This window comes from Catenulispora pinistramenti (assembly GCF_018274385.1).
GTDB classification, from domain to species: Bacteria; Actinomycetota; Actinomycetes; order Streptomycetales; family Catenulisporaceae; genus Catenulispora; species Catenulispora pinistramenti.
The window spans coordinates 16,746-27,679 of sequence record NZ_JAAFYZ010000142.1 but is presented as its reverse complement, the minus strand read 5'-3'; the positions used below and the strand labels follow the sequence as shown (position 1 = coordinate 27,679).

At 69.6% G+C, this 10,934-nt stretch carries 8 protein-coding genes; 4 read left to right on the top strand and 4 right to left on the bottom strand.

All coding sequences use genetic code 11. The annotated features are described in order from the left end of the window. Positions 1 to 337: 337 nt before the first annotated feature. Positions 338 to 3,688: a hypothetical protein gene (locus KGQ19_RS32050; protein ID WP_212016162.1), complete on the bottom strand. Its 3,351-nt coding sequence runs from the start codon at positions 3,686 to 3,688 to the stop codon at positions 338 to 340. Positions 3,689 to 3,875: 187 nt separating this feature from the next. On the opposite strand from KGQ19_RS32050, the gene KGQ19_RS32045 reads away from it, so the two are divergent. Further along, positions 3,876 to 5,621, top strand: a complete 1,746-nt coding sequence (locus tag KGQ19_RS32045; protein WP_212016160.1) for an alpha-galactosidase D — start codon at positions 3,876 to 3,878, stop codon at positions 5,619 to 5,621. 111 nt (positions 5,622 to 5,732) lie between these two features. Here KGQ19_RS32045 and KGQ19_RS32040 read toward each other — a convergent pair whose 3' ends face one another. Both KGQ19_RS32040 and KGQ19_RS32035 read right to left on the bottom strand, forming a co-directional pair. After that, a complete protein-coding gene (locus KGQ19_RS32040; protein WP_212016158.1) occupies positions 5,733 to 6,773 on the bottom strand; it encodes an alpha/beta fold hydrolase in 1,041 nt (346 codons plus the stop codon). Positions 6,774 to 6,833: 60 nt separating this feature from the next. Continuing rightward, on the bottom strand, positions 6,834 to 7,295 hold the full coding sequence (locus KGQ19_RS32035) for a MarR family winged helix-turn-helix transcriptional regulator (RefSeq protein ID WP_212016156.1): 462 nt from the start codon (positions 7,293 to 7,295) through the stop codon (positions 6,834 to 6,836). Positions 7,296 to 7,414: 119 nt separating this feature from the next. Between KGQ19_RS32035 and KGQ19_RS32030 the strand changes: the two genes are divergently transcribed. Together KGQ19_RS32030 and KGQ19_RS32025 are read left to right on the top strand one after the other, a co-directional pair. Further along, a complete protein-coding gene (locus KGQ19_RS32030; RefSeq protein ID WP_212016148.1) occupies positions 7,415 to 7,750 on the top strand; it encodes a DMT family transporter in 336 nt (111 codons plus the stop codon). A gap of 25 nt (positions 7,751 to 7,775) precedes the next feature. Next, entirely contained in the window at positions 7,776 to 8,096 is a 321-nt protein-coding gene (locus KGQ19_RS32025; protein ID WP_212016146.1) for a DMT family transporter, read from the top strand. Positions 8,097 to 8,240: 144 nt separating this feature from the next. On the opposite strand, the gene KGQ19_RS32020 is transcribed toward KGQ19_RS32025, so the two are convergent. Then, positions 8,241 to 9,665, bottom strand: a complete 1,425-nt coding sequence (locus KGQ19_RS32020) for a helix-turn-helix domain-containing protein (RefSeq protein ID WP_212016144.1) — start codon at positions 9,663 to 9,665, stop codon at positions 8,241 to 8,243. A 286-nt stretch (positions 9,666 to 9,951) separates the two neighbouring features. Between KGQ19_RS32020 and KGQ19_RS32015 the strand changes: the two genes are divergently transcribed. Beyond that, on the top strand, positions 9,952 to 10,926 hold the full coding sequence (locus KGQ19_RS32015) for a hypothetical protein (RefSeq protein ID WP_212016142.1): 975 nt from the start codon (positions 9,952 to 9,954) through the stop codon (positions 10,924 to 10,926). Positions 10,927 to 10,934: the final 8 nt, after the last annotated feature.

Below are 10,934 nucleotides of genomic sequence, written 5' to 3'. Positions count from 1 at the left end.
CCAGCACCCCCTACCATCCGCCACCTGCCGCAACAGCCGCGCCGCCCCATCCAGCCGGCGGCCCAGCCGTTGCACCTCGCCGAGTACCGTCAGTACCTCGACGACGGACAGCTTCACATCGTCGCCGGCATTCGCGGCAGCTGAGAGGTCTGACTCTAATTGCTCCCAACCTGGGAATACGTCTGCTGGGTTTGGCACGGGGAAAACGCTACGCCGCACTGGAACGTGTGAGCGGGGCGTTGCGGGTTCCCCTCAAGGTGGCTTGGGGACGCCATCCTAAGGGGGCGCGGGATCGGTTGGATCAAGGTGTTGAGTTAGCTGCACGCCGCATCCTGCCTTACCGCGCGACCACCAATACAGCGCTCCCAGCCGGCACGCTGACCGTCACCCGCGCCCCGGTCACCGGAACCGGCGTGGGGGCGGGCCTGAAGGTGCCGTTGCCGCTGACCGTGGAGCCGGCGATGGTGATCGCCTTGGAGGTGGGGCTCGGTGCGGTGAGGGTGTAGGCGTGTGCCGTTGCTGCCGGGGCGGGGAGCGTGATGGCGGTGGTGATCGGGGCGCTGCCCTTGTTGTCGACGAACACGTTGTCGCCGATGGACCAGGCCGAGATGGCGTCGCCCCCGGTCACCGATGCCGTGTGCAGTGGGCCTGTTCCGGCCAGCTTCCAGAGGAGTTCGCCGTAGTAGACGCCCTGGACGCCGGTCGGGGTGAGGCCGTTGAAGACGATCGGCGAGTAGTTGATGGGGAACTGGCCCGAGGTGCCGCCGTGGAAGTTGACGCCGGACGCGCCTTGGGCGGCGAGGCCTTCCATGAAGTCCAGGGACCACAAGGACGCCGCCTCGACATCGCTGACGCCGGGCGCGCCGCCGTCGAAGTAGGAGTTGGCCTCGGTCATCCGCCACTGCGGGATGTCGTTGGCGGACTTGGCCGCGGCTATGGCTGCCGCGTCGGTGGCGAAGCTGGTGGGGTTGGAGGCGAGCATGCCGGGGATGGTGGCCGTGGTGTTCTTGCCGATGTACATGTGCATCGACAGCGTGGTCAGGCCGCTGTTCTTCTCGTCGGCGGCGAATGGGGCGTCCCAGGCGCCGTGGCGGTAGGTGCCGGGGCCGTCGAAGGCGGCGGTGGGGACTTTGGCGCGGATGGCTGCGGTGTAGGTGTTGAACGACGCCTCGTAGGCGGCCTCGGTGTCGTAGACGTTCGGCTCGTTGCCGATCTCGAACGCGGCGAGGTTCTTGCCTAGCGTGCGGGCGGCGTATTGGGCTTCGGAGACGGCGTTCGCGGGGGTGTTGGTCTTGAGGTTGATGCCGTAGATGACCTTCCAGCCCGTCGCTTTGGCGAAGGCGGCCAGTTTGTCGACGTCCGCGGGGGCGATCTCCGTCGCGGAGCCGCCGGGGCCGGTCGGGTTCCAGTTCACACGGTCGACCTCGTTGCCGCCGATGCGGAGGTAGCTGGGCCCCAGCAAGCGGAAGAGGTTGACCAGCGCGGTGTCGTGGGCGTCGAACAGGCTGGCGCCGATGCGGTCCTTCTCGTAGCTGAACCCTGCGAAGCCGGTGCCGACGGTGCCCGCGACGCCGTGGTTCACGGTGACCGACACCGCCACGGCCGCGTGCGCGGCGGGGACCGGGGGCAGCGGTGCCTGAGTCCAGCTCAGGATGCTCTGGTAGGCGGGCTCGATGCCGGCGTTCGCGGTGATGGAGGTGGGGATCTGGCTCGGGCTGGTGATCGTGGTGTTGTTCTTGACCGTGACGCCGCCGCCGGTGGTGTAGCCGGCCGGGTTCTCGAAGTAGTTGCCCTCGACGTCGGTCGGGTCGTAGGTGGTGGTGTGGCCCGGGGCGTAGTCGGTGTGGCGGGAGGACCAGGCCTGCGCGCTGGGGTTGTTGTAGACGGCGTTGCCGGTGATGGTCTCGAAGGTGCAGCCGTTGTCCGTGTAGATCACGTGGCCACTGCCGGTCTGGTCGTGGATGTCGTTGCCGGTGACGTGCTCGCCGTCGGCCAGCGAGGTGCCGGTGATGCCCTGCGTGTAGATGGCACCGCCGTCGTTGAGCAGGCCCAGGTGGTCGAAGATGAGGTTGTCGGAGATGGCGTTGTCGCGGGAGAAGTTCGCCTGCGGCGCCTCCTTCTCCTTGTCCGGCCAGCCGCCCCAGCCCTGGGAGATCGCGGTGTACGGCGTGTGGTCGACTTGGTTGTGGCTGACCGTGTCGTGCGCGGTGTAGCCGGAGTCGATGCCGACTCCGCCGTGGAACTCGGCCGGGACGTCGAAGACGTGGTTGTCGGTGACGGTGTTGCCAGAGGTCTGCGACGCGCCGGTGGCGGTGGGCTGGTCGACGTTCCCGAGCTCGATCCCGTTGCCGGACACGTCGGTGACCACGTCGCCCGTCACCACGTCGTTCTGCGAACCGTCACCGAGCGCCAGGCCGGCGGCGCCGAGGTGGACGAAGGCGTCGTTGGTGAACTGCACGCCCTGGTCGTAGGTGAGCGAGACGTTGCCGGGGATCTGGGTCCACGCGCCGTAGGGGCACGTGCCCTTCGTGTAGCTCGACGGCGGGATGTGGCACAGACCTTGTGCGGCCGCCCCGTTCGCGCCGGTCACCTGGTAGTTCGCCTGGATCTCGGAGAAGCCGTCGCTGGTGCCCTGGGTGTGGAACTGCGGGCCGAGCCAGGTCGCGTAGGAGAACTGGATCCCGGAGAACGCGACGTTTCGCAGCGGGGCCGAGGCCGTGCCGCCGCCGGTGACCAGCTGCTGCAACACCGGCGCCTCGACGTCGGCGGTGCTCATCGTCTCGCCGGAGCGCGGGACGTAATACAGCTTGCTGTCACCCTGGTCGAGGAACCACTGGCCCGGGGTCTTCGCGCCGAGGAACTGGAAGGCGTTCTCCACACTCGTCGGCTGTTCGGTGATCGAGCTGCGGCCCACCAGGTTGTAGGCCCGGCCGTCCGGGAAGGAGCCGGCGCGCGCCGTGGAGTTGGTCCAGCACGGCTGCGCCATGACGACGGCCGCGCCGCTGAACGAGGCCACCGGGCAGCGCGGCTCGGTCCACGCGCCGAGGCCGCCGCGATAGACGAACTCCAGCTGCGGCTTGGCGCCGCTGGGGTTGCGCCACGCGGCCATCGTCGAGCCGCCGCCGCTGTAGCCGGTGGAGTCCTGGCCGGTGAGCGCGGCCGGGAGCGCGCCGTTGGCCCGCGAGGCGCGGACGCCGTTGACGTAGAGCTGCCGGGTCTGCAGGCCTGCCGGGGCCTGCGCGACCCAGATCGGGCTGCCGGCGCTCATCGGCTGCCAGCCGGTGATCTGCGCCGAGCCGGCCAGGACCGGATGGGCGCCGGTGGCGGCGGTCCAGTTCACGGTGTGACCGTTGGTGCCGGAGTCGGCGGCGGTGAGGGTCAGGGGGCTGGTCATCCGGTAGAAGCCGTCTTCCAGGACCACGGTCAGGTCGGCGCCCATGTTCTGGTTCAGCGTGCGGACCAGGGCTTGGGCTTTGCCGAGCGTCTGTACCGGGGCGGCGGCCGTGCCGGGGTTGCCGTCGCTGCCGCCGGGCGAGACGTAGACCTGGCCGACGATATCCGCCGGAGGGTGGGACGTGGCCGGGCTCGCTTGGCTGACAGCGGTGAATCCGGCTGCGCCGAGCAGGGATACCGTCGCCGCGGCGGTGATTAGAGATCTGATACCGAGCGGCACAGAGCGCTTCGTCATGCGCCGGAGTCAAGCAAACATCAGAGGTTTCAGCAATGGGGAAGGGGGCTGACTTGAGTTCAACAGGGTTTTGTGGGGATCCATCGCAGGATTCCGAGATCATTCATCCGACCCTTGTCGCCCCGCCTTCCTCGCAGTACCTTGCGTGGCGGATCGTGTTAGACAACTTTACTACCGGGAGCCGGCGATGGGGCGACGCACGCGAGGAATCAGGACCTGGACCGCGGGCATCGGGCTGGCGGTCGTGGCCGCGGTGCTGCCGCCGATCGGGGCCGCCGCCCCGGTGCACGCCGAGAACAACGGCGTCGGGCTGACCCCGGCACTGGGCTGGTCCAGCTGGAGCTCAGTCCGCAAGGACCCGACCGCCGCGAAGGTCGACGCCCAGGCCGACGCGATGAAGTCATCCGGACTGGCGGCGGCCGGCTTCCAGTACGTCAACCTCGACGACTTCTGGTACCAGTGCCCGGGGAGTCAGGGCCCGAATGTGGACGCCAACGGCCGCTGGGTCACCGACACCACGAAGTTCCCGGCGTCCGGCGGCACCGACGGGATCAAGGCGGTCGCCGACCACGTACACGCCGACGGGCTCCAGTTCGGCCTCTACGTCACGCCCGGAGTCTCCAAGCAGGCGGTCGCGCAGAACAGCGCGATACTCGGCACGTCCTACCACGTGAAGGACATAGCGACCACGACCGCGGAGAAGAACTACAACTGCAAGGGCATGGTCGGCATCGACTACAGCAAGCCGGGCGCGCAGCAGTTCATCGGCTCCTGGGCCGACGAGTTCGCGTCCTGGGGTGTGGACTACGTGAAGATCGACGGCGTCGGCACCGCGGACGTGCCCGACATCCAGGCGTGGTCCAAGGCGCTGGTGCAGACCGGGCGGCCGATCCACCTGGAGCTGTCCAACAACCTGGCGATCGGCAGCGCGGCGACGTGGAAGCAGTACTCCAACGGCTGGCGCACCAGCGGCGACATCGAGTGCTACACCAGCTGCACCACGCCCGGGACGCTGACCGACTGGACCCACGTTCAGAGCCGGTTCGGACAGGTCGCCTCCTGGCAGCCGGACGGCGGGCCGGGCGCGTTCAACGACTACGACTCGCTGGAGGTCGGCAACGGCCCGGCCACCGGGCTCACCGACGCCGAGCAGCAGTCGCAGCTGAGCTTGTGGGCGTTGGGATCCGGGCCGCTGATCCTCGGCACGGATCTGACGAACCTGAACGCGACCGAGCTCGGGTATCTGAAGAACAGCCGGGTGCTGGCGGTGGACCAGGACGCGATCGACGCCTCGCGGATCGTGGACAACGGGAACCAGCAGGTCTACAGCAAGAAGGAGAAGGACGGCAGCGTCGTCATCGGGTTGTTCAACTACAGCGGCACGGGATCGACGACGGTGAGCGTCCCGTTGTCGGCGGCCGGGATCTCGGGAAGCGGCACCGCGACGGATCTGTGGAGCGGCGCTTCGCTGGGCGGCGTGAGCGGCACGTATAGCGTGAACCTCGGTCCGGGCGCGGTGAGGCTGATCCGGGTGGTGCCGTCCGGAAGCGGCGGCGGCGTCACGATCGAGGCCGAGGCGGCGGGCAACACGATCGCGGGAGCGGCGCGGGTCGCGACGTGCGCGGCCTGCTCCGGCGGGCACAAGGTCGGGTACATCGGAAACGGCGCGGCGAACTCCGTGACGGTCAACGGGATCACCGAGGCCGCGGCGGGGAGCCACACGCTGACGATCGCGTATCTGGTCAGCGGGAGCCGCAGCTTCTCGATCAGCGTGAACGGCGGGCCGGACATCGTGGAGACGGTGAGCGGCAGCAGTTTCGCGACGCCGGCCAGTGCGAGTGTGACGGTGCAGCTCAATGCCGGGACCAACACGATCAAGTTTCACAATGACACGGCTTATGCGCCGGATCTGGATGCGATCACGGTGAGCTGAGCTGAGGTGAGGTGAGGTGACTTGGCGGGGCTGAGGTGACTTGGCGGGGCTGAGCTGAATCAGCAGCCTGAGCCAGCAGGGTGGATCAGCAGGCTGAATCAGTGGCCTGAATCAGCAGGCCGGCTCGGCGCGCGCCGCAAGCGCTTCCACCGAAGCGGCCACCTGAGCCGGATTCGAGATGAGCGACAGGTGGTGCGCGCCCTGGATCACCGTCGGTGCCGGTGCGCCGATGTTCGCGGCCACAGTCTCGGGGGCGTTGGCCGCGAACATCGAGTCCTGGGCCCCGAAGGTGACCGCCTTCGGCAGACACAGTTGTCGCAGCTGGGCCAGCCGGGACGCCGGCAGCCCCGGCCCGCCGATGTCGTCGATCGTGCCCCACAGGCCCTGCTCGGCTCCGGCCACTTGGAGCGGCCGGCGGAACTGCTCGACGCCGGCGGCGTCCAGGCGTGGGCAGGCCGGTCCGCATTGCGAGGCGTAGATGGTGCGGATGGTCCAGTCCGAGCGCAGGACCAGGCGGAGCGCGGAGGTGCGCAGCGGGCCCAGGATCCAGGTGGGCGGGCTCGGGATCGGCAGGCCGTCGCCGTCGAGGAACATCAGGCCGCTGTAGGTGTGGGGCGTCTCCAGCACCGCTTCGGCGGCGACGGCCGCGCCGCTGGAGTGCGAGACCAGCAGCGGGTGGTCGATGCCCAGGGCCGCGACGAGGCCGTTGAGTTGGGCGGCCATGTGTTGCGTGGTGTAGGGGGCGGCGCGTTGGCTGTAGCCGGAGCCGGTGAGGTCCAGGGCGTAGACGCGGTGGTGTTGAGCGAGCAGCGTGGCCAGGTCCTGCCAGGTGTCGGAGTCTTCGAAGGCGCCGTGGACCAGGACGATCGGGGAGCCGGTGGTGCCCCATTCCACGTAGCGGGTATGGATGCCGTCGGCTTCGACGTAGGTCAGGCCGGGCGGGGGCACGACACGGCCGGCGGTGTAGGCGTTGTAGGGGACCGAGAGCATGGTCAGCGTCACGAACACCACGGCGACGGCCTTGGCCAGGCGGCGCAGGACTCGGCGGTGCCAGGGGCGGCGGGGCGGGTGGAGCGCGTGGTCCGGCTCCGGCGGCTCCTCGTGCTGCCGCTCCGGTTCTAGGCTCTCGACGCCTGACTCATCCACCGCCATGTCTGCGATCTTCGCTGGCGCCGTCGTACTCCGTCGTCGGCCCGAAGACGGATACCTTGGCTACTCCCTGGAACGTACGGCGGAGCGCGCGGTCGCGATGATCGCCGCGTGCGCCGGGTCGGCGGCGGCGAGTTCGTCGAGGGCGGCGCTGAGGGTGGTGTCGTAGGTGGTGCGGGCCTCGCGGTAGCGGGTGCGGCCGGCGTCGGTGAGGACGGTGTAGGCGCCGCGTTTGTCGTCGGGGCACAGGTCGCGGTACGTGAACTCGGCGGCGTTGAGCCGGCCGACCAGGCGGGTGACCGAGCTCTGGTTGAGGCCGAGGCGGTCGGCGAGTTCGGTCATGCGCAGCTCGCTCTTGTCGGCCTGGTCGAGGAAGCCCAGGGCCCGGTATTCGGACAGGCCCAGGCCGTGGCGGCGTTGCAGGACGGTGCCCAGCCGGCTCTCGACCCGCGTGTGCAGGGTGAGCAGGTGGTTCCAGGTGCGGGCGTCGGGGCTGGTTCTCGGTGCTTTCACCGGCGGTGTCATCGGCTCGCTCCTTGGGTGGCTCCTCGGGTGGCTTGACGCCACTTTACTTGTATGTGCATGCTTTAGGCCCACAAACAACTTGCACATACATGCAACAGAAGGCAAGGAGACCGCATTCCATGGCCTGGGCCTACCTGCTCATCGCGTCCGCCTTCGAGATCGTGTTCGCGCTGGCGACCGACGCCACCCACGGCTTCACCGTCCTCGGCCCGTCCCTGCTGACGGTCGCCGCGGCGGCCGGCGGGATCTTCTTCTTGAGCCTGGCGCTGAAGACGCTGGACGTCGGAGTCGGCTACACGGTCTGGACCGGGATCGGCTCGGTCGGGACGGTCGTGTTCGCAACGGCGCTCTTCCACGAGGCCGTCACCCCGGCGAAGGTCGTGGCCTTCACGCTGATCATCGGCGGGGTGCTGGGCCTGAAGATCGCCGACAAACTCGCCGCCGCCCAGGACTGAGCCACGTTCCCGAAGGAGTGCCGCCATGGCCTGGATCTACCTGCTGATCGCCTCGGTCTTCGAGGTCGCCTTCGCACTGGGCACCAACGCCACCCACGGCTTCACCCGGCTGTGGCCGTCGGTGTTCACCCTGCTGACCGCCGCCGCCGGCATCTTCACGCTGAGTCTGGCGCTGCGCACACTGGATGTCGGCGTGGGGTACACGATCTGGACCGGCATCGGATCGATCGGGACCGTGGTACTCGGATCGGTGATCTACAAGGAGCGGATCACCGGGCCGAAGGTGGTCGCGTTCTCGGCGATCATCGCCGGGGCGCTGGTGCTTCGGTTGGCTTCCGGGGGCTGATGCGGTGTCGTAGTGGAACAGGGGCCTTCGATCGTCTCGCGGTAGGTCATCTCGTATTCGAGGTCGATCATGAATCGATGGTTGCCAGCACTGGTGTCCGGTGCCGGATCAGCCGGTGGCCGGCACCGTCGGCAGCCGGCACCCTCAGCACCCAGTAGCCGGCAGCGTCAGCAGCCGATCCACAATCGCCAAAGCCTCGGCCCCTCCCCCACTCGCGCGCACGATCTCACGCCCCGCGCGAAACGCCACAGCCAGCGCCCCGGACGACTGCGTCATCTCCGCCAGGTCGATCGCGGTCCACAGGTGGCTCTGGGCCGCGGCCGGGTCGCCTTCGCCGAGGCAGGCGAGGGCGAGCTGGCCCAGTACCAGCGCCAGTCTCTTGCCGGGCTCGTAGCGTGCGGCGGCCAGTGTGAGCGCGGCGCGTGCTTCGGTGTAGCGACCGAGCGCCAGGTACGCGGCGCCGGACAGGCGCTGGTAGGTGCGGGGCTGGCACACGCCGGGTGCCGGGTCGTCGGCGCTGATCGCCGCCATCGCGCCGCGTGCGGTGGTGAGGGCTCGGTCGCATTCGGCGGCGTTGCCGAGGATCGCGTGGCCTTCGGCGGCGTGCAGGCGGGCCAGGGCGAACAGGGCCTCGCTGACCGGTGCGGCGGTGACGGCCGCTTGGACGCACCGCCGGACCCCGGCGCGCGGGTCGCCGCCGTAAAGGCCGACGAAGGCTGCGCGCAGGGCCGCGGTGACCTGCATGACCGAGTCGCCGGCCTGTGCGGCTCGGCGGGCGGCGCGGTCGAAGAACTCTTCGGCGGCCGAGGTGTCGCGGCGGCCGGCGGCGTCCCACAGGAGGCGGCCGACGAGCAGGCAGGCCTCGGCTTCGGCGACGTCCAGATCGCGGCGCCACGGGATGGGAGCCTGGGCGATGGTCCCCACGACGGGGTTGAACGCGAACCCGGCCGACCCGCCCGCCCCGGACGGCGTGCCGATGAACCCGGACGGCGTGCCGATGAAGCCGGGCGACGTGCCGATGAAGCCGTCCATCGCCGCGGGGAAGACGCCACCGGTGCTGTCTCCGACGCCGGCAGCGGCACCGACACCCACAGCCGCACCGGAGCCAGTAGCCGCGGCACCGGAGCCAGCACCACCGGCACCCCCCGCCGACCGCAAAGCCTCAACCCGCCCCAACAAACCCGTCACCGGCACCACCAAACCAATCGCCGGCCGCGCCTCATACTCGGCCGTCAGCTTGGCGATCTCCTCGCGCACTCCGGCGATCGCCGCGAGCCGACCTTCCTCAGTAGCCCTTGAGGAACCGAACCCGGCTCCGCCGTAGTTCTGCGCCCCCTCCGGCGTCAGCAGCCGCTCGAGCTCGGGCAGTCCGACCCCGAGCGCCCGGGCGATCTGCGGCCGCTTCCCGGGCAGCGGGGTGGTGCAGCCGCTCTCCCACCGCACGACCGTGGACACTTCCACCCCAGCTCTGACCGCGAACGCCTCCTGCGTCATACCGGCCGCCTCACGCGCGCGGGCCAGCCCCACGCGGCGGAGCCGGGCCTGCTGGGTCTGCCGGGTCTTGGCCATGGATGCCCCCTTCCGTACGCCAGCGGACCGCAATCAGCAGTATGCGGACAGTCAGCTATATCCGTCAGCATACTTATAGGTCAGGCCAGTTGTCGCATGGTCCGTGCATGGTCGGCGCACAGTCGGTGCGCTTCCCGAACTGGGCGTTTTCGGCTTGGGTATTCGGCGTTTGGTTCGGGCCCTGACAACAGGCAACACAGAGGCGGTGGCAGTCGGTGTGCACACACTGCACGGCCCGCTTCGCGGTACCCGCGATCAGTACTCCGCAGGGCGGAGAGATCCCCGCGTGGTGAAGCGAAAAGGGTCAGGCGAGGGCCACCTGAAGTTGGTGTGGGACCCCGCCGGCCGGGACCAGTGGCTGGCGGCCACCACCCAGGAATTGCGCATGGGCCGGTACTCGCTGGCCGGTGAGCTGCTGGCCGACCGGCAGGCCCATGAGGACGTGCGGGACTACCGCTACCTGATCCTGGCGCAGATCGCGGCGTCCAACGGCGTGGACACCGCCTGGCTGGCCGAGGTGCCGGACAGCCCCGAGGCGCTGCTGCTGCGGCTGCGCACGAACGTGATCAGGGCCCTGCAGGCGCACCGCGCGCAGCACCCCAAGGCCGAGGGGCTGGTCGAGCTGGCCAAGGCGCAGTGCATGGAGGCCGCCGAGCGGTTCCCGGCGGACCCGCTGCCCTGGATCGCGTTGCTCCAGCTGGCACCCGCGGCGCCGGACAACATCCCGGGCCCGCCGGAGCTGGCGATCGCCGGCCCGTGGCGGACGATGGGCCAGCTGTGGCGGCGCGACCCGTGGAACCGGGAGGCGCACCACCGGCTGCTGACCGCGGTCGGGCCGAAGAGCGGCGGCTCGGTGGCCGCGGTGTCCGGGGTCGCGCACTGGATCGCCAGCCAGGCGCCGGCCGGCTCGGCGCTGCTCGTGCTGCAACTGGTGGCCTTCATCGAGGCGTTCCGGTACCAGCTGGAACAGAACAACCTCAACAAGATCCTGCTGACGTACCGGAACTGGTCGACCGCGTACGCCGAGCAGGAGACAGAACGCTGCTACACCCAGTGGTTCGCGGCGAACGCCGGGGCCGGCGCGCTGCTGCCGGACCTGCACCACCTGGCGCACGCGCTGTGGGCCGGATCGCAGTGGCAGCCGGCGAGCCAGGTCTTCGACGCCATCGGCCCCTACGCGCTGACCACCCCGTGGTCCCTGCACGGCAATCCGGAACAGGTGCTCCTCATGGCCCGGGAGCGCTGTATGTCCGGAATCTGATCAGAAGC

Bases quoted from the DNA above. Each gene is read 5' to 3' on its own strand.
- KGQ19_RS32030 (WP_212016148.1), top strand. From the start codon at position 7,415: ATGGCCTGGGCCTACCTGCTCATCGCGTCCGCCTTCGAGATCGTGTTC.
- KGQ19_RS32040 (WP_212016158.1), bottom strand. From the start codon at position 6,773: ATGGCGGTGGATGAGTCAGGCGTCGAGAGCCTAGAACCGGAGCGGCAG.
- KGQ19_RS32020 (WP_212016144.1), bottom strand. From the start codon at position 9,665: ATGGCCAAGACCCGGCAGACCCAGCAGGCCCGGCTCCGCCGCGTGGGG.
- KGQ19_RS32025 (WP_212016146.1), top strand. From the start codon at position 7,776: ATGGCCTGGATCTACCTGCTGATCGCCTCGGTCTTCGAGGTCGCCTTC.
- KGQ19_RS32035 (WP_212016156.1), bottom strand. From the start codon at position 7,295: ATGACACCGCCGGTGAAAGCACCGAGAACCAGCCCCGACGCCCGCACC.
- KGQ19_RS32045 (WP_212016160.1), top strand. From the start codon at position 3,876: ATGGGGCGACGCACGCGAGGAATCAGGACCTGGACCGCGGGCATCGGG.
- KGQ19_RS32050 (WP_212016162.1), bottom strand. From the start codon at position 3,688: ATGACGAAGCGCTCTGTGCCGCTCGGTATCAGATCTCTAATCACCGCC.